Annotated in this window: 4 protein-coding genes (1 of these 4 cut by a window edge); all 4 read left to right on the top strand. The window is 68.8% G+C overall.

The window, feature by feature from the left end; genetic code table 11:
• Positions 1–193: 193 nt before the first annotated feature.
• Entirely contained in the window at positions 194–448 is a 255-nt protein-coding gene (locus ACFWO8_RS03120) for a type II toxin-antitoxin system Phd/YefM family antitoxin (RefSeq protein WP_378940917.1), read from the top strand.
• Positions 445–879, top strand: a complete 435-nt coding sequence (locus ACFWO8_RS03115; RefSeq protein ID WP_378940915.1) for a type II toxin-antitoxin system VapC family toxin — start codon at positions 445–447, stop codon at positions 877–879. Before ACFWO8_RS03120 ends, ACFWO8_RS03115 begins: the two co-directional genes overlap by 4 nt.
• Before the next feature lie 31 nt (positions 880–910).
• Entirely contained in the window at positions 911–1,654 is a 744-nt protein-coding gene (cobM, locus tag ACFWO8_RS03110; protein WP_378940913.1) for a precorrin-4 C(11)-methyltransferase, read from the top strand.
• A gap of 420 nt (positions 1,655–2,074) precedes the next feature.
• Positions 2,075–21,014 carry the 5' end (the start) of a non-ribosomal peptide synthase/polyketide synthase gene (locus ACFWO8_RS03105; RefSeq protein WP_378940911.1) on the top strand. 25,748 nt of this gene lie beyond the right edge of the window, so 18,940 of the gene's 44,688 nt are visible here — the first part of the coding sequence; it begins with the start codon at positions 2,075–2,077; its stop codon lies beyond the right edge, outside the window.

The raw sequence follows: 21,014 nt of genomic DNA, 5'->3' as shown, positions 1-21,014 counted from the left end.
CTCGAAACCCGCATCGCGGACCCCCGTTTCATCGTCGCCGACGCCTGCCGTCCGATACAGAACCTACTTGTCTCCGTCTCTCGGCCCACAACCAGCGGGGACGGCTGACGGCTGCTGTCGGCGCGGCATCTGTCGAGGATCGACATAAGTGGCTACAATGAGGGAAATATTTATGGCCACAATAAGGAGCGTCATGGAGATCGGTGTGCGCGAGCTGCGGGACCATCTCAGCAGCCATTTGGCCGACGTGCGCGCGGGCCGGGCTGTGACAGTGACCGACCACGGTAAGCCGATCGCCCGCATCGTCCCCGTTGATCGGCTGACCGCCTTGGAGCAGTTGCGGGCCGAAGGCCGAGTTCAGCCGGCCCGAAAGCGCAAGCAGCCTGCGGCAGAGCCGGTTCAGGGCAGCGGAATCGTTTCTGACCTGATCGATGATCAGCGCCGGTGATCGGCTATCTCGATACCTCGGCGTTCATCCCGCTGTTGGTCGCCGAGCCGAGCAGTGCCGCGTGTAAACGATTCTGGGACCTCGCCGATGATGTCGTCTCGTGTCGGCTGCTCTATGTCGAATCAGCGGCGGCGCTGGCTCAGGCACACCGGATGGGCCGACTCGACGAATCTCAGTTCCGTGCGGCCTCGCGCCTGCGGGACGATTTCTGGCAACAGATCAACGTGACTGAGGTGGACGAGAAGCTGACCGAATCGGCAGCTGCCCTCGCGGAGCGGTATGCGCTGCGCGGCTACGATGCCGTCCATTGTGCAGCTGCCGCACAACTCGAGGACCCTGATCTGGTTGCCGCGTCGGGTGACGGGAAGTTGCTCACCGCTTGGAAGGCGCTCGGGATCGCCGCGTTCGATTCGAACGCACCGGGGCTGTGACGGGCTGGAAGCGGTCCTTACACTCCTGTGCATGACCGTGCACTTCATCGGGGCAGGCCCCGGCGCCGCCGACCTGCTCACGGTGCGAGCGGTCAACCTCTTGCGCGATAGCCCGGTCTGCCTCTATGCGGGTACCTATCTCGATCCCGAGGTCCTCGCGCACTGCGCGCCCGGTACCGAACTGATCGACACCCAGCACCTGGACCTGGACCAGATCATCGACCACCTCGTGCGTGCCGACCGAGCGGGGCGGGATGTGGCACGGCTGTGCTCGGGCGATCCCTCGATCTATTCGGCCCTTACCGAGCAGACTCGCAGGCTCGACGCCAAAAACGTCGCATGGGACATCACTCCGGGCGTCCCCGCCTACGCGGCCGCAGCAGCCGCTCTTGGTACCGAGCTGACCGTCCCTGAGGTCGTCCAGTCGGTAGTCCTCACCCGAACCCAGGCCCGCTCCACGGCGATGCCCGAAGGTGAGGCCCTGGCGAACTTCGCCGCGACCGGTGCGACCCTCGCCCTCCATCTGGCGATCACACGGATCAGAGTGCTGGCCGAGGAGTTGGTCGCCGAGTACGGCGCGGACTGCCCGGTCGCCGTCGTCTATCGCGCCAGCCAACCCGAACAACTCGTCCTGCGCGGCACCCTGGCCGACATCGCCGATCACGTGGAGGCGGCGGGCCTGCGTCAAGCCGCGGTGATCCTGGTCGGTCGCGCACTGTCCACGTCCATCGACTGCGCCCAGTCTCACCTCTACGACCCCGCCAGGGCCCGGTAAAACCCACTGCCACAACAGCAGACCGGTCGGTGTGATCCATCACTCAGTTGTCGAGGTGCACAGGGCATCCGGCGGGGATGTGAGAAGGCGGACAAGCGTCAGCAAACGCGGGTCGCGGGCTTCACCTGGGACGATGCTCACCAGCTATGGAGGTGGTTGGTTGCGGGGCGGGCACACCGGTAGATTGGTGCGATGGTTTGCGACGAGTAGACCGGCGCTGGCGGCCGGGCGGTCAGGTGCATGGTCTCGGCTGTGTAACGAGACCCGCCCGGGTGACAGATAGTGCCAATGGACATTTTTGCCTGATTGATTCGAGAACTGAACCCGAGACGCGGGCGCCCCGCTGGAGATTAGGTGGGCGCTCGCGTTCCGGTGTCGTCGGGGAGCGCCTACCCAGGTGTTCCGGAAGCGAGGTTTGGGTTGGACCGGCTGGATTTCGGCGGAAACGGCGAAACTGGTGACGGACGTGGAGGCTCTTCGGAGTACTTCCCGCTCTCGCCCGCACAGCTGGGTATCTGGTACGCGCAGCACGTCGACCCACAGGTGCCGATCAATATCGCCCAGTACGTCGACCTGCGTGGACGCCTCGATGTCGCCGTGCTCGAGCGCGCGAGCGCCGACGCGGCCACCGACCTCGAATCGGGCTGGCTGCGCATCGTCGAGATCGACGGTGAGCCGATGCAGACCATCGATCCCACCCAGGACGCGACGCTGATCTATGTCGATGTGCGTGGCGAGGCCGACCCCGAAGCGGCCGCTGCCGCGTGGATGCGCGCCGAGTACAGCCGCCCGCTCGACATCGTTCGCGACCGCCTCGTCCAGGCCGCCGCGATCCAGCTCAGCGATGACCGCTGGTACTGGTACGCCCGCGTTCACCACATCATGCTCGACGGTTTCGGCGCCAATAACTTCGTCAACCGCACGGCGGAGTACTACACCGCGGCGGTGACCGGCACCCCGGTCTCGCCGAACAAGGCCACCGACCTGCGCGCGCTCTACGAGTCCGAGCTCGTCTACCGCGACAGCACCCGCTTCCAATCCGACAAAGAACACTGGGCCCAGCGCGTAGCGGGTCTGGAGGAGGGCAGCAGCCTCACCGGCCGCTCGGCCCCGCCCTCGCCGGTCAACGACGTCACCAGCGCGGCGCTGAGCCCCGCCCAGGACGAGCGGCTCACCGCCGCGATCGCCCGCCACGACAGCACCGCGGCCCCGCTGCTGATCGCCGGCTTTGCCGCCTACCTGGCCCAGATCACCGGCACCGAAGACGTCATCCTCAGTCTCCCGGTCACCGCCCGCACCACCGCGGTGATGCGTCGCTCCGGCGGCGTGACCTCCAACATCGTGCCGCTGCGTCTGCGCGTCGGCCACGACACCACCGTCGCGCAGCTGCTGCGTTCGGTGACCACCGAGGTCTCCGGCGCCCTGCGCCACCAGCGCTACCGTCACGAGGACATCCGCCGTGATTCGGCGGGCGATGGCATGGTCTCCACGGAGTTCTTCGGCCCGTGGGTCAACATCATGCTGTTCGACAACCACCTGAGCTTCGGTGACATGGAGGGCACGCTCAACGTGCTGTCCACGGGCAGCATCGAGGACCTGGGCGTCAACTTCTATCAGTCGCACGGTGGCACCCGCTCCCACATCGACTTCGAGACCAACCCGAACCTGTACTCGGCGGCCGACGCGCACACCCATCACGGCCGGTTCCTCGAGTTCTTCGACCGGTTCCTGGCCGCCGACGCCGAGCTACCGGTGTGGAATCTGCCGGTTACCGGCACCGCGGAACTGGAACGCTCGCTGACCGAGTGGAACGACGCGGCACACGAGGTCCCCGCGACCACCCTGCCCGCGCTGCTCGACGCGCAGATCCCGCTCACCCCGGACAACATCGCGCTCGACTTCGAGGGCGAAACCCTCACCTACGCCGAATTCGGCGCGAAGGTGAACCGTCTTGCCCGCTTCCTGATCGCCGACGGCGTCGGCCCGGAATCGCTCGTAGCGCTCGGCATGCGCCGCTCGCTCGACCTGGTCATCGGCATGCACGCTGTGCTCAGGGCCGGTGGCGCGTATGTGCCGATCGACCCGGATCATCCGGCCGACCGCACCGCCTACATCCTCGAGTCCGCGGCACCGGTCTGCGTGCTGACGACCTCCGGCGACGACCTCGACCTGCCCGATACCGTCGCCCGCGTCGAGATCGATCGACTCGACACGACCGGTTTCGACGCCACAGCTCTCACCGATGCCGATCGCCTGTCTCCGCTGCGCCCGGACAACACGGCTTACGTCATCTACACCTCGGGTTCCACCGGTCGCCCCAAGGGCGTCGCGGTCACCCACCACGCGATCGTCAACCAAGAGCTGTGGATGCTCGACGAGTACCGGTTGACCGCCGATGACGTGTACTTGCAGAAGACCGCCACCACCTTCGACGTGTCGCTGTGGGGCTACTTCCTGCCGCTGATGGTCGGCGCGAAACTGGTCATCGCCAGCCCCGACGGCCACCGCGACCCGCTGTATGTCGCGGACATGATCGCCCGCCACGGCGTCACCGTGACGGACTTCGTCCCGTCCATGCTGACCGTGTTCGTCTCCCACGCGACGCAGGCCCAATGCGCAACGCTGCGTGCGGTTTTCGTCATCGGTGAAGCACTGCCCCCCGAGACCGCCGCGGGTCTGCGCGCGATCTCCGACGCCGGCCTGCACAACCTCTACGGCCCCACCGAGGCAGCGGTCTCGGTCACCTACTGGGAGGCCACCGAAGCCGACACCACCCAGGTGCCGATCGGTATCCCCGAGTGGAATGTCGAAGTCTACGTACTGGATTCGCGTCTGCGCCCGGCCGCGATCGGCGCACCGGGTGAGCTGTATCTGGCCGGTCGTCAGCTGGCCCGTTGCTACCGCGGCCGCCCCGACCTGACCTCGGACCGCTTCGTCGCCAACCCCGTCGGTGCCCCCGGCGAGCGCATGTACCGCACCGGCGACCTCGTGCGCTGGAACGCCGACGGCGTTCTGGAATACATCGGCCGCACCGACTTCCAGGTGAAGTTCCGCGGTCAGCGCATCGAGCTCGGCGAGATCGAGACCGACCTGCTCGCGCACCCGAGTGTCAGTCAGGCCGCGGTCCTCGTGGTCGATACCGCGACCGGCCAGCAGCTGGTGGCCTACATCGTGCCCGCACCCGGTCAGTCCGCCGACCCGGCGACGCTGACCCGCTTCGTGTCCGAGAAGCTGCCCGCCTACATGGTGCCCGCGTCGATCATGGTGCTCGACGCGTTCCCGCTCAATACCTCGGGCAAGCTGGACCGCAAGGCGCTGCCCGAGCCCGTCTTCACCGCTGCCGCAGGTGATTTCCGCGCACCGCGCACCCCGGCCGAGCAGATCGTGGCCGGCATCTTCGCCGACGTGCTGAGCCAGGTTCGGGTCGGCGCCGACGACAACTTCTTCGAACTCGGTGGCAACTCCCTGGTCGCCACCCAGGTCGTCGCCCGCATCGGTGCCGCCTTCGGCATCCAGCTGGGTGTGCGCGCGCTGTTCGAGACCCCGACCGTGGCCGGACTCGCCTCGCGCGCCGAATCCGCTACGCCCGCGGATATTTCAGCAGCCGTTCGCCCGCCGCTGGCCGCGCAGGCGCATCCCGAACAGGTGCCGCTGTCGCTGGCCCAGCAGCGGATGTGGTTCATCAACCAGTTCGACCCGACCGCGCCCACCTACAACCTGCCCTTCGTAGTGCAGATGAAGGGTCGCGTCGATGTCGACGCCCTGATCGCCGCGCTCAATGATGTTGTGGTGCGCCAGGAATCGCTGCGCACGATCTTCCCCGACGCCGACGGCGGCTTCCAGCATGTGCTCGGCGCCGACGAATTCGATCTCGGCATCGCGGTGACGCCGATCGACCAGTCGCGGCTGCGCGACGAGCTGATCGACTTCGCCTCCACCGGCTTCGACGTGACCCTCGAACTGCCGATCCGGGTGCAGATCTTCAAGGTCGTCGGCGGAACCACCAACGGCACACCGGAATACGCGGTCGCCTTCGTGGTCCACCACATCGCGGCCGACGGTTTCTCCTTCGGTCCGCTGGCGCGCGACGTTGCCACCGCCTACCTGGCCCGTGCCGCGGGCCAGGCCCCGGCCTGGATGCCGCTGCCGGTCCAGTACCGCGACTACACCCTGTGGCAGCACGAACTGCTCGGCGCCGAATCCGACCCGACCTCGATGGCCGCGCGGCAGCTCGACTACTGGCAGCGGGCCCTCGATGGCCTGCCCGACCAGCTCGACCTGCCCAGCGACCGCCCGCGCCCGCAGCAGCAGAGCTTCCGTGGCGCGCGCGTCGGTTTCGAGATCGACGCCGACACCCACGAACAGCTCGCCGCGGTGGCCCGTGCCAACGGGGTCACCCTGTTCATGGTGGTGCACGCCTCCCTCGCGGTCCTGCTCGCGCGTCTGTCGGGCACCACCGACATCGCCGTCGGCACGCCCATCGCGGGCCGCGGTGAGCAGGCGCTCGATGACCTGATCGGCATGTTCGTCAACACCCTGGTGTTGCGTTCCGACGTCGATCCGACGCAGCCGTTCACCGAATTCCTCACCCGCACACGCGAAACCGACCTGAGCGCGTTCGCCAACGCGGATGTGCCGTTCGAGCGGCTCGTCGATGTGCTCAACCCGGCGCGCTCGCAGGCACGCCACCCGCTGTTCCAGGTGGTGCTGTCGTTCCAGGAGATGTCACACGGCACTCTGGAGCTGCCCGGTCTCACGGTCACGGCCGACGAGGTCGAGGTCGACATGGCCAAGTTCGACCTGCAGTGGACGCTCACCGAGGAACGCACCGGCACCGGCTCGCTGTCGGGCATGACCGGCGTGCTCACCTACGCCATCGACCTGTTCGATCAGTCGACCGTCGAAGAGCTGCTGCTGCGCTGGCGCCGCGTGCTCGACGCGATCCTGGCCGACCCGGCCGTCACCGTCGGCGCGATCGACGTGCTCGACGATGCCGAACGTGCCGACCTGGTCACCCGTTTCGGCGCCCCCGCCGCGGTGGCCCGCACGCTGCCGCAGCTGATCGCCCAGGCCGCCCGCGACACCGAGTCGACCGCCGTGGTGTTCGAGGGGACCGCGGTGTCCTATGGCGAACTCGATCGTCGCTCGAACCAGTTGGCGCGCTTGCTGATCCAGCAGGGTCTCGGCGCCGAGGACTTCGTCGCTGTCGCCGTGCCGCGTTCGCTGGAGTCGGTGCTCGCGGTGTGGTCGGTCGCCAAGACCGGTGCCGCGTTCGTGCCCGTGGACCCGAACTACCCGGCCGACCGCATCGCCCACATGATCACCGATGCCGGTGTGTCCGTTGGTATCACGGTCACCGGTGAAGCCGATGAGCTCCCTGATTCGGTGAGCTGGGTGGTGGTCGACGACATCGACCTCACCGGTATCTCCGATGCCCCCCTCGCGCCGCGTGAACTGGTTCGCCAGACCGATCCCGCGCAGCCCGCGTACCTGATCTACACCTCCGGCTCCACCGGTGTGCCCAAGGGCGTCGTGGTCACCCACGCCAGCGTCGCCAACTTCTGCGCCGAGCAGATCGACCTCTACTCGCTCGACTCCACCACGCGCGCACTGCATTTCGCCTCGCCCTCATTCGACGCGTCGGTGCTGGAAATGCTGCTCGCCATCGGTCGCGGCGGCACGCTCGTCGTCGTCCCGCCGGGCGTCTACGGCGGTGAGGAACTGCGTGACATCCTCATCACCGAAGAGGTCACCCACGCGTTCGTGACCCCCGCCGCGCTCGCCACCTTCGACGCCCGCGGCCTCGATCACCTGCGAGTACTCGCCGCCGGTGGTGAAGCGGTCCCGCCGGAACTGGTCGCCAAGTGGGCCGTGCGCCTGCCCAACGGTTCGCGGCGCATGCTGGGCAATGTCTACGGCCCCACCGAAACCACCATCGCGTCCAACCTCAGCGAAGGGCTGATCCCGGGGGAGCGGGTCGTCATCGGTGGCCCCATCCGCGGCGTCCACACCCTGATCCTCGACGACCGCCTGCGCCCCGTGCCGGTCGGTGTCGCGGGTGAGCTCTACATCGGTGGCGTCGGTATGGCGCGTGGCTACCACGCGCGCGCCTCGCTGACCGCCGACCGATTCGTCGCCAACCCGTACACCCCCGGTGAGCGGATGTACCGCACCGGTGACGTGGTGCGCTGGACCGCCGATCGCAATGTGGAATACGTCGGCCGCTCCGACTTCCAGGTGAAGGTCCGCGGTTTCCGGATCGAACTGGGCGAGATCGACTCCGCGCTCGCCTCGCACGAGACCGTCGACTTCGCGGTGAGCATCGGCCACAAGAACAAGGGCGGCAGCACCTCGCTGGTGTCCTATGTCGTCGCGGTGCCCGGTAGTTCGATCGATATCGCCGAACTGACCGACCACGTCGCGCAGCGTCTGCCCGCGTACATGGTGCCCTCGTCGATCATGGTGCTCGCCGCGGTCCCGCTGACCGTCAACGGCAAGCTCGACCGTCGCGCGCTGCCCGCGCCGGTGTTCGAGGTGCGCGAGTTCCGCGCGCCCACCACTCCGATCGAGCAGATCGTGGCGCAGATCTTCGCCGACGTGCTCGAGCTGTCGCGGGTCGGTGTCGAGGACGACTTCTTCGAACTGGGCGGCAACTCGCTGATCGCCACCCAGGTGGCGTCCCGCATCGGTATCGCCCTGGACACCCGTGTCCCGGTCCGCATGCTGTTCGAGGCGCCCACGGTGGCGGCGCTGGCCGCCCGCGTGGAGTCCCAGGCCGGTGATGGTGCCCGCAAGGCGCTGGTCGCCCGCGAACGGCCCGACCAGGTGCCGCTGTCGCTGGCGCAGCAGCGCATGTGGTTCCTCAACCGGTTCGACACCGCCTCGGCGGTGAACAACATCCCCGTCGCGATCCGGTTGTCCGGTGACCTCGACGTGGCCGCGCTGCAGGTGGCGGTCATCGATGTCATCGACCGGCACGAGTCGCTGCGCACCGTGTTCCCCGATTCCGGCACCGGCCCCGTGCAGGTGGTCCTCGATGCCGCGCAGATCGTCCCCGACCTCACCCCGTACCGGGTCACCGAGGACAACCTCATCGATCATCTGATCGATCTGGCGTCGATGGCGTTCGATGTGACCAGCGAAGTGCCGCTGCACGCACGGCTTTTCGAGGTTTCCGAGTCCGAGTACGTGCTCGGCATGGTGGTGCACCACATCTCCGCCGACGGCTGGTCGATGGCACCGCTCTCGCGCGATGTGATCATGGCCTACGCGGCCCGCACCTCGTGGGAAGCGCCGACCTGGGCCGAATTGCCGGTCCAGTACGCCGATTACTCGCTCTGGCAGCGTGAGGTCCTCGGCTCCGAGGACGATCCGCAGTCGTTGATCTCCTCCGAGATCGCCTACTGGGCAAAAGAACTCGCCGACTTGCCCGACGAGCTGGTACTCCCGGCCGATCACCCCCGCCCGCCTGCCGCGTCCTACCGTGGTGGCACCTACAGCTTCGTCATCGCGAGCGAAACCCAGCGCGCCCTGGTCGAATTGGGCCGCCGCTACAACGCGTCGCTGTTCATGGTCATGCACAGCGCGCTCGCGGTGCTGCTGGCCCGGGCCAGCGGCACCAGCGATATCGCGATCGGTACCCCGGTCGCGGGCCGCGGTGATCAGGCGCTCGACGACCTGGTCGGCATGTTCGTCAACACCCTGGTGCTGCGCTCGCAGGTCGACGGCGCGACTCCGTTCGCTACCCTGCTCGCCCAGGCCCGCGAGACCGACCTGCAGGCCTTCGCGCACGCCGACGTGCCGTTCGAGCGCCTGGTCGAGGTGCTCAACCCGGCCCGTTCGCAGGCCCGCCACCCGCTGTTCCAGGTGATGCTGTCGTTCCAGAACAACAAGCAGGCCTCGCTCCAGCTGCCCGGCCTCGCGGTGAGCGGTATCGACTACGACCCTCAACTGGCCAAGTTCGACCTGCAGCTCACCCTCACCGAGGTGCAGGACACCGACGGCGAAGCCGGCGGCATGGCGGCCGAGTTCTCCTACGCGCTCGACCTTTTCGAGGAATCGACGGTCGCCGCGTTCGCTCGCAGGCTCGACAACATCTTCGCCGCGGTCGTCGCCGATCCCGAGGTGTTCGTCGGCGATATCGATCTGCTCGCGCCCGAGGAGCACGCGCAGGTTCTCGTCGACTGGAACGACACCGCGCACGCCGTCGCGCACGGCACGCTGGTGTCGCTGTTCGACGCCCAGGCCGAGCGGACCCCGGACGCCGTCGCCCTGGTCTTCGAGCAGGAAGAACTGTCCTACCTCGAGCTCCAGGAGCGGGCCAACCGCATCGCCCGCCGCTTGATCGCCGACGGCATCGGCCCCGGTGACCATGTGGCACTGGCGATCCGGCGCTCTACGGAGCTGGTCGTCGCGATGTACGCGGTGCTGCAGACGGGTGCGGCCTACGTGCCGCTCGATCCGGATCAGCCCGCCGACCGCATCGGCCACATCATCGAGACCGCGCAGCCGCGACTGGTGCTCACCAGCCGACGCGACTCGTTCGAAGCCGACGGTGTCACCGTGGCTGCGGTCGAGAACATCTTCTCGCCCGCCGACTTCAGCGGTGCCCTGATCACCGATGCCGAACGCGTGCGACCGCTGCGGGCCACCAACACCGCCTACGTGATCTTCACGTCCGGCTCGACCGGCCGCCCCAAGGGTGTGGCGGTCGACCACGCCGCGATCGTCAACCGGCTGCTGTGGATGCAGCACGAGTACCCGATCGACGCCGCCGACGCCGTCCTGCAGAAGACCCCGGCCACCTTCGACGTGTCGGTGTGGGAGTTCTTCTGGCCCTTGCAGACCGGCGCCCGCCTGGTCGTGGCCAAGCCCGACGGCCACCGCGACCCGGTGTACCTGGCCCAGGTCATCGCCGAACGCCAGATCACCACCGCGCACTTCGTGCCCTCGATGCTGTCGGTGTTCGTCTCGACGCTGGGTACCAACGGGAACGGGCATGCGGTGCGCCTGCGTCAGGTGTTCGCCTCCGGTGAGGCGCTGCCCGCGCCCACCGCGCAGCGTCTGCGTGAGCTCACCGGCGCGCGCCTGCACAACCTGTACGGCCCCACCGAGGCCGCGGTCGACGTCACCTATCACGAGGTCGTCGACGCCGATGTGGAGTCCGTGCCGATCGGCCGCCCGGTGTGGAACACCAGGGTGTTCGTGCTGGATGCCCGGCTGCACCCCGTGGCCCCCGGTGTCGCGGGAGAGCTCTATCTGGCGGGCGATCAGCTGGCCGTCGGCTATCTCAACCGGGCCGATCTGACCGCCGACCGTTTCGTCGCCAACCCGTACGGCGCGGCCGGTTCGCGGATGTACCGCACCGGCGACCTCGTCACCTGGACCGCGGTGTCCGATGGTGACCTGTCGTTCGGCGAGCTGAACTACCTGGGCCGCACCGACTTCCAGGTGAAGCTGCGCGGTCTGCGCATCGAACTCGGCGAGATCGAGGCGACCCTGCTGGCCCAGCCCGGCGTCGCGCAGTCGGTCGTCGTCGTGCGCTCCGACGCGCACGCCGGTGACCAGCTCGTCGGTTACGTTGTGCCAGAGGCGGAGACGACCGTCGACGTGGCCGCCGTGAAGGCGGGCATCACCGACGAGCTGCCCACCTACATGGTGCCATCGGCACTGGTCGTGCTGGATGCCTTCCCGCTCAACGCTTCCGGCAAGCTCGACCGTAAAGCGTTGCCCGCGCCCGTGTTCGAGGCGAAGGTGTTCCGTGCGCCCTCGACTCCGATCGAGGAGATCGTCGCCGAGATCTTCGCCGACCTGCTCGGCGCCGAGCGTGTCGGCGTGGACGACGACTTCTTCGCCCTCGGCGGCAACTCCCTGGTCGCCACCCAGGTCGCGGCCCGCCTGAGCAAGGCGCTCGACGCCGAGGTCGGCGTGCGCACCCTGTTCGAGGCGCCCACCGTCGGTGCGTTGGCCGCCCGGGTGGAATCGCACGCGGGCACCGGTCTGCGTGCCGAGCTCACGGCCCGTCAGCGTCCCGAACATCCGCCGCTGTCGCTCGCGCAGCAGCGCATGTGGTTCCTGAACCGCTTCGACATCGCCGATACCGGCACCTACAACATCCCGGTCGCGGTCCGCCTGCAGGGCCTGCTCGACCTGCCCGCCCTGCGCGGTGCGGTCGCCGACGTGGTCGCCCGCCACGAAACCCTGCGCACGGTCTACCCGGTGTACGTGGCCCCCGAGTCGGGCCGCGCCACCATGGCGGACGGCACCGCCTATCAGAAGGTCCTCGCCGCCGCGGGCTCGATCCCGGACGTCGAGCTGATCGAGGCCGACGAGACCGATATGGCGATCTCGCTCTACGAGTTCGCCCGCCGCGGTTTCGATGTCACCGCGAACGCGCCTGTGCGCCTTCGGGTCTACGAGCTCAGCGAACGCGAGCACGTGCTGGTGATGGTGGTCCACCACATCGCCGCCGACGGTTTCTCGCTGCGCCCGCTGGTGCGCGACCTGATGACGGCCTACGTCGCCCGCACCGCGAGCACCGAACCCGGCTGGCCGCCGCTGGCCGTGCAGTACGTCGACTACGCGCTCTGGCAGCGCGAAATCCTCGGCGACGAAACCGATCCCACCTCGCTGATCTCCGAGCAGCTCGAGCACTGGCGCGGCGCGCTGGCCGACCTGCCCGACGAACTGCGCCTGGGCCACAAGTCGCGGCCCGCGCAGGCCAGCTACCAGGCGGGCACGCACCGATTCGAAGTGCCGGGCGAGCTCGTCGAGGCATTGAACCGGGTCGCCCATGAGCACAGCACCACCCTGTTCATGGTGGTGCACAGCGCTTTCGCCGTGTTGCTGTCGCGCCTGTCGGGCACCTCCGACATCGCCATCGGCACCCCGGTCGCGGGCCGTGGTCAGCAGGCACTCGACGATCTGGTCGGCATGTTCGTCAACACCCTGGTGTTGCGCGCCCAGGTCGACCCCGGCGCGACCTTCGCCGAGCTGCTCGGTCAGGTCCGCGAACACGACCTGGCCGCCTTCGCGCACGCCGACGTGCCGTTCGAGCGCCTCGTCGAGGTGCTCAACCCGGCGCGTTCGCAGTCGCGGCACCCGCTGTTCCAGGTGATGCTCTCGTTCCAGAACCTGGGCCGCACCACCCTGGAACTGCCCGGCCTCACGGTCTCCGAGCTGGGCATCGACCAGCACATGGCCAAGTTCGACCTGCAACTCGCGCTCAGCGAGGTCCCGGCCGACGACGACAGCCATATGGATGCCGAACTCGTCTACGCGACAGACCTTTTCGACGCGGGATTCGCCGCGACCTTCGGCGCCCGCCTGTTGCGCGTGCTCACCGCCGTCGTGGTCGACCCCTCGGCCCCCGTCGGTGACATCGAACTGCTCGACTCCGCCGAGCGTGCCTTGGTGCTCGATCGCTGGAACGACACCGAATTCGCCGTCGACGCCGCGCTGAGCACGCCGAGCGACGACGATCCGGCCACCCTCCACGCCCTGTTCGAGGCCCAGGTCGCGCGGACCCCCGACGCGACCGCGCTCACGTTCGAGGGGACGAGTCTGGCCCACCCGTCGCCCGACCACCACCCCTCATCGAGTCACTCCGTGACGCTCACCTATTCCGAGTTCGCGGGCCGGGTCCGACAGCTGGCGCGTTGGCTCAAGGACGCCGGTGTGGGCCCGGAATCGTATGTGGCCCTTGGTATGCGGCGCTCGATCGACCTGCTGGTCGGTATGTACGCCGTGTCCGCCGCCGGTGGCGCGTACGTGCCCCTCGACCCCGATCACCCGGCCGAGCGGATCGAGCACATCCTCGAGACCGCGCAACCGGTCTGCGTGCTGACCTCCGGCGAGAGCCTGCCCGCCGCCGCCGGTCGCGAGGTCCGCATCGACCAGCTCGATCTGTCCGGCCACTCCACCGCGCCGGTCACCGATGCCGATCGGCATCGCCCGCTGCGCTCGGACAACACCGCCTACGTCATCTTCACCTCCGGCTCGACCGGGCGCCCCAAGGGTGTCGCGGTCAGCCACGCGGCGATCGTCAACCGCCTGGTGTGGATGCACGCCGCCTACGGCCTCGCCGCCGACGATGTGGTGCTGCAGAAGACCCCCGCCACCTTCGACGTGTCGGTGTGGGAGTTCTTCTGGCCCTTGCAGGTCGGCGCGCGACTGGTCGTCGCCAAGCCGGACGGGCATCGCGACCCGGCCTACCTGGCCCGCCTGATCGTGGCCGAGCAGGTCACCACCGTGCACTTCGTGCCGTCGATGATGGCCGTGTTCGTCACCGAACCGCTTGCCGCCGAATGTGTCTCGCTGCGCAATGTGTTCGCCTCCGGTGAGGGCCTGCCCGCGCCGACCGCGCAGCGTCTGCGCGAATTGACCGGCGCCGCACTGCACAACCTCTACGGACCCACCGAAGCCGCGGTCGACGTGACCTATCACGAGGTCACCGACGCCGACACCGAGACGGTGCCGATCGGCGCGCCGGTGTTCAATACCCGCCTGTACGTGCTGGATTCGCGGCTGCGCCCCGTTCCGGTCGGTGTCGCGGGTGAGCTCTACCTCGCGGGCGTGCAGCTGGCCCACGGTTACGTCGGTCGCGCCGACCTGACGATGGACCGCTTCGTCGCCGACCCGTTCGCGCCCGGCGAGCGCATGTACCGCACCGGTGACCTCGTCACCTGGACGGCGGACGGCGAGCTGGAATACCTGGGCCGCACCGACTTCCAGGTGAAGCTGCGTGGTCTGCGTATCGAACTCGGCGAGATCGAGTCGGCGCTCACCGCGCTGCCGGAGATCGCCCAGTCGGTGGTCGTGGTTCGCGCCGATGAGCACACCGGCGATCAGCTGGTCGCCTACGTCATCCCGCAGACCGGCGTCACCATCGACACCGACGCGGTCAAGGACGCGCTCGGCACCGCGCTGCCCGTCTACATGGTCCCTGCCGCGTATGTGGTGCTGAACGCGTTCCCGCTCAACGCCTCCGGCAAGCTCGACCGCAAGGCGCTGCCCGCACCGGTCTTCGCCGCGCGCACCTTCCAGGCTCCGGTCACCCCGGTGCAGCAGATCGTCGCCGCGACCTTCGCCGAGGTACTCGGTGCCGGTCAGGTCGGCCTCGACGACGACTTCTTCGAACTCGGTGGTAACTCCCTGGTCGCCACCAGGGTCGCGGCGCGGCTGTCCGAGGCGCTCGACACGCAGGTGCCGCTGCGCGCGCTGTTCGAGGCCTCGACCGTGGCCGCGCTGGCGGCTCGCGTGGAAACGCACACCGGTCGTGGTGGACGCATCCCGCTCGCCCCGCGCCCGCGCCCCGAACTGGTGCCGCTGTCGCAGGCCCAGCAGCGGATGTGGTTCCTCAACCGCTTCGACAACCGCACCGCGGTCAACAACATCCCCGTCGCGATCCGCCTCACCGGTGACCTCGATGTCGCCGCGCTCGAAGCGGCCATCGCCGATGTGGTGGCCCGGCACGAGTCGCTGCGCACCTTCTACCCGGCATCCGGCATCGCCGCCGGCGCGGTGGACGAAGGTGCCGGCTACCAGCAGGTCCTGCCCGCCGACGAGGTCCGCTTCGCACTGCCCGCCCAGCCGGTCGCCGCGAGCGACGTGGTCGCGCGCGTGATCGAGCTGGCGAGCGTGCACTTCGACGTCACCCGCGAAGTCCCGTTCCGCGCGAGCCTGCTGCGCGTCGACGACCGTAGCCACGTGGCCGTGCTGGTCATGCACCACATCAGCGGTGACGGCTTCTCGCTGCGTCCGCTGCTGCGCGATGTCGTCATCGCCTACACCGAACGCACCCGCGGTGAGATCCCCGCCTGGGCGCCGCTGGAAGTCCAGTACGCCGACTACACCCTGTGGCAGCGTGAGGTCCTCGGCGAGGAGTCCGATCCCGAGTCGGTCGCCGCGAGCCAGCTCGCCTACTGGACCGAGCAGCTGCGCGACCTGCCGGATCAGCTCGAACTGCCCGCCGACCGGCCGCGCCCCGAGGTTGCCACCAATGCCGGTGACCTGCACCGTTTCTCGGTCGACGCGCACCTGCACCACGCGCTGACCGAGATCGCCCGCGCCCGCGGTGTCACCCTGTTCATGGTGATGCACGCGGCACTGGCCACCTGGGCCGCGCGCCTGTCCAACAGCACCGACATCGCCATCGGCACCCCCATCGCCGGTCGTGGCGAGCGCACGCTCGACGACCTGGTCGGCATGTTCGTCAACACCCTGGTGCTGCGCAGCGAGGTCGACTCCAGCGCGAGCTTCAGCGACCTCCTGGATCAGATCCGCAAGGTCGACCTGTCCGCGTTCGCCAACGCCGATGTGCCGTTCGAGCGCCTCGTCGACGTGCTCAGCCCCACCCGCTCGCAGGCGCACCACCCGCTGTTCCAGGTGGCGCTCACCTTCGAAGCGGCCACCGCCGCCGACACCGGCACCATCGCACTGCCCGGTCTCGACCTGTCCGTCGTCGACTTCGACCCGGGCACCGCGAAATTCGATGTGCAGCTGACCGTGGGCGAAGCAGCCGAGGGCTCCCTGGCGCTGTCGTGGAACTATTCCACCGATCTGTTCGACATCGAGACGGTCGCCGCATTCGGTGACCGCCTGGTACGCATCCTGCGCAGCGTCGCCGAGAACCCCGACGTGATCGTCGGCGATATCGACCTGCTCGGCGAGGCCGAACAGCGCGATGTCGCCCAGCGCTGGGTGTCCTCCGGTGTCGACGCCATCGGTCTGCCGGTCATCCACGACGCCAGCACCCCCGCCGGCTACCGGCGCGGCCTGTTCGGCAACAAACACACGACCCTGGTCGACCTGTTCGACGCCGCGGCCGCCGCCTATCCGGACCGCATCGCCGCCAAGTTCGGTGTCGAGTCGCTGACCTACGCCGAACTCGATCGCCGCGCGAATGTGCTGGCGCGCAGGTTGATCGACGACGGCGCGGGCCCGGAATCGCTGGTCGCGGTGATCCTGCCGCGCTCGCTGGATCTCGTCGTCGCGCTGCTCGCCGTGGTCAAGACCGGTGCGGGCTACGTGCCGGTCGACCCGACGTACCCGGCCGAGCGCATCGCCTACGTGCTCGAGGACTCGCGCCCCACCAGCGTCGTCCTCGATTCCACCGTCCAGGTGAGCGTGCCCGAGCACCTGCCCTCGGTGGTGCTCGACGGATTCGCCGTGGAAACCGGCAATATCGAAGACGCCGACGACGCGCCGATCACCGACGCCGACCGGATCGCCCCGCTCTCGCCGGACAATGTCGCCTACGTCATCTACACCTCCGGCTCGACCGGCCGCCCCAAGGGTGTCGCGGTCGCGCACCGCAATGTGGTGCGCCTGTTCGCCAACACCGACCGCGACTTCGGCTTCGGCCCGCGCGATGTGTGGACGCTGTTCCACTCCTACGCGTTCGACTTCTCGGTGTGGGAGCTGTGGGGCCCGCTGCTGTTCGGTGGCTCGCTGATCGTCGTCGACTACTACACCTCGCGTTCGCCCGAACAGTTCCTGGAACTGCTGCGCGTCGAACAGGTGACGGTGCTCAACCAGACGCCGTCGGCCTTCTACCAACTGGCCGAGGCCGACCGCAACGCCGGACCGGGTCTGGAACCACTCGCGCTGCGCTACGTCGTGTTCGGTGGCGAGGCGCTCGAACTACGTCGACTCTCGGATTGGGTTGCGCGCCACGGCGACAGCTCGCCGACGCTGGTCAACATGTACGGCATCACCGAGACCACGGTGCACGTGTCGTTCCGTGCGCTGGACGCGAAAACCATTGCCGCCGCTGCCGGTTCGGTGGTCGGCCGGGCGATCGCGGGTCTCGGCGTGTACGTCCTGGACAACCGGTTGCGTCCGGTGCCGGTGGGTGTCGCGGGCGAAATGTATGTCGCTGGACCGCAGTTGGCGCGCGGCTACCTCGGCCGCCCCGACCTGACCGCCACCCGTTTCGTCGCCAACCCCCTTGCCAGCCCGAACCAGGGCGGCTCGCGCCTGTACCGCTCCGGCGACCTCGCGCGCTGGAACCGCTTCGGTGAACTCGAATACCTGGGCCGCGCCGACGATCAGGTGAAGGTCCGCGGCTTCCGCATCGAACTCGGTGAGATCGAAGCCGCCGTGCTCGCGCAGCCGGGTATCGCCCAGGCCGCGGTCATCGTGCGTGAGGATCAGCCGGGTGACCAGCGGATCGTCGCCTACGTGGTCGCCGAGGGCGACCACGAACCCGATCTCGAGACCATCCGCAGCGGTGCGGCCGAACAGCTGCCCGCCTACATGGTTCCCGCGGCGCTCGTGCGCCTCGAGTGGATCCCGCTGACCGTCAACGGCAAGCTGGATCGCCGCGCGCTGCCCGCACCCGCGGTGCAGGCACGGGCCTTCCGCGCACCGGTCACCCCGGTGCAGGAAACCGTGGCCGCGGTCTTCGCCGATGTGCTCGGCCTCGACCGGGTCGGTGTCGACGACGACTTCTTCGACCTCGGCGGCAACTCGCTCATCGCCACCCGCGTCGTGGCCCGCATCGGTGCGGCGCTCGGCGCCACGGTGCCGGTGCGCGCGCTGTTCGAAGCCTCCACCGTGGAAGCCCTCGCGGCACGGGTGGAATCGCACACCGGCGGCACCGCCCGCGCGGCGCTGGTCGCCCGTGAGCGCGCCGACGGTGAACTGGTTCCGCTGTCGTTCGCGCAGCAGCGCATGTGGTTCCTCAACAAGTACGACACCACCTCGGCCGCCTACAACCTGCCCGTCGCGATCCGCCTCACCGGCGAACTCGACACCGAGGCACTGTCTTTGGCGCTGGCCGACCTGGTCCGCAGGCACGAGTCGCTGCGCACCCGCTACCCCGAGCACGGCGGCACCCCGGTGCAGCAGATTGTTGCGGCGGAACGTATTTCGCTGGATCTGCGCCCGGTCGCCATCGATCGGGACGAGCTGTTCGAGACCGTCACCGAGTTCGTATCCACCGGTTTCGATGTGGCCGAACAGGTTCCGATGCGCGCGCGTCTGTTCCGCGTCGCCGCCATCGACGACCGCACCGGCGTGACCCGCTCAGTCGGTGAGTCCGAGCCTGCCGGTAGCGCCGCTGCCACCGAGCACACCGCTGCCTCGGAGTCTGTCGGTCGTGCTGCCGCCGCCGAGCACGTCTTGGTCGTGGTCGTGCACCACATCGCCGCCGACGGCTTTTCCATTGCACCGCTGACCCGCGATGTGATGCGCGCCTACACGGCCCGCGCCCAGGGCACCGCGCCCGGCTGGGCACCACTGCCCGTGCAGTACGCCGATTTCGCGATCTGGCAGCGCGCCGTGCTCGGCACCGAGGACGACACCGAGTCGCTGATGTCGCGCCAGGTCGGCTACTGGCAGTCCCAGCTCGCCGGCGTCCCCGACGAGCTGACCCTGCCGTTCGATCGGCCGCGTCCGGCGATCGCCTCGCTGCGCGGCGCCTCCGTGCACCGCGAGCTCTCGCCCGAACTCGTCGCCAAGCTCGACGAGGTGGCCCGTCGCCAGGGTGCGTCGCTGTTCATGGTCATGCACACCGCGCTGGCGGTGCTGTTGGCTCGCCTTTCCGGCTCCGACGACGTCGCCATCGGCACCCCGATCGCGGGCCGTGGTGAGCAGGCGCTCGACGATCTGGTCGGCATGTTCGTCAACACCCTCGTGCTGCGCACCGGCGTGCGTCCCGCCGAGTCGTTCACCGATCTGCTCGAGCAGGCCCGCAAGACCGACCTCGACGCCTACGGCAACGCGGATGTGCCCTTCGAACGCCTGGTGGAACTCCTGGCGCCCGAGCGCTCGCAGTCGCGCAACCCGCTGTTCCAGGTGATGCTGGCCTTCCAGAACCTGGACCGCACCACCCTCGAACTGCCCGGCCTCGCCGTCTCCGCGCTCGACCTCGACGAGAGCGTCGCCCGCTTCGACCTGCAGTTCACCCTCTCCGAGCTGGGCGAACCCGGCCACGGCGGGATGGCGCTGGCACTGAACTACGCCACCGAACTGTTCGATGAGGACACCGTCGCCACTATCGCGACCCGCTGGGAACGAGTGCTCGAAGCTGTGGCCGCCGATGCGTCGGTGACCGTGAGCGCGATCGATGTGCTCGATGGCGCCGAGCGGGCCGACCTGGTGTTCCGGGTCGGCGAACCGCCGGTGCCCGCGCGCACCCTGCGCACCCTCCTGGCCGAGGCTGTCGCCCAGAACCCGACCGGCCCGGCCGTGGTGTTCCAGGGCGCGAGCGTTTCGTATGCCGAGCTCGATGAACGCTCGAACCGACTGGCGCGCTTGCTGATCGCCGAGGGTATCGGCGCCGAAGACCTCGTCGCGATCGGCGTCCCCCGCTCGGCCGACTCGGTGCTGGCCGCGTGGGCAGTTGCCAAGACCGGTGCCGCCTTCGTCCCGGTCGACCCGACTTACCCTGCCGACCGCATCGCCCACATGGTCACCGACTCCGGTTCGCCGCTGGGCATCACCGTCGCATCAGTACTGGGCGGACTGCCCGACATCGCGCCGCGTGCTGCGGCCGGTGTCGAATCCACGCCGCACGCGTCGGCTGGGGTGGGGGAGTCCGAGACGCCGCTCGACAGCTCGTCCGCGGATGCTCCCGCGGCCGGTTGGCTCGTGCTCGATGAGCTGGACCTCGCCCGCTTCGACGGCGGACCGATCGCCGACTCGGAACTGGTCCGCGAGACCAGCCCCGAGCAGCCCGCCTACGTCATCTACACCTCCGGCTCCACCGGCGTGCCCAAGGGCGTCGTCGTCACCCACGCCGGTCTGGCGAACTTCGGCGAGGAGCAGGCCAAGCGCTACGCCCTCGACACCGACACGCGCGCACTGCATTTCGCCTCACCCTCGTTCGATGCCTCGATCCTCGAACTGCTGCTGGCCCTGGCCCGTGGTGGCGCGCTGGTCGTGGTCCCGCCGGGTGTCTACGGCGGCGACGAGCTGTCCGAGCTGATCCGCACCGAGCGGGTCACCCACGCCTTCATCACCCCCGCCGCCCTGGCGACCTTCGACCCCAGCGGGCTCGACTCGCTGCGCGTGCTGGTCGCCGGTGGTGAAGCGGTGCCCGCCGACCTGGTGAGCAAGTGGGCAGTTCCGTTGGCATCCGGCACAACTCGTGCCTTCCACAACGGGTACGGCCCCACCGAGACCACGATCATGACCAACATCAGCGCCGCGCTGGTGCCGGGCGAGCTGGTCACCATCGGTGGCCCGACCCGCGGCATGCGTTCGCTGATCCTGGACGCCCAGCTCCAGCCCGTTCCGGTGGGTGTCGCGGGTGAGCTGTACCTGTCGGGCATTCAGCTGGCTCGCGGCTACCACGCCCGCGCCGGGCTCACCGCCGACCGGTTCGTCGCCGACCCGTTCGTCCCGGGGGAGCGGA

This window comes from Nocardia sp. NPDC058480, assembly GCF_042720495.1.
Classification (GTDB): Bacteria; Actinomycetota; Actinomycetes; order Mycobacteriales; family Mycobacteriaceae; genus Nocardia.
The sequence above is the reverse complement of the archived record's forward strand: the minus strand, read 5'-3'. Positions and strand labels throughout refer to the sequence as shown.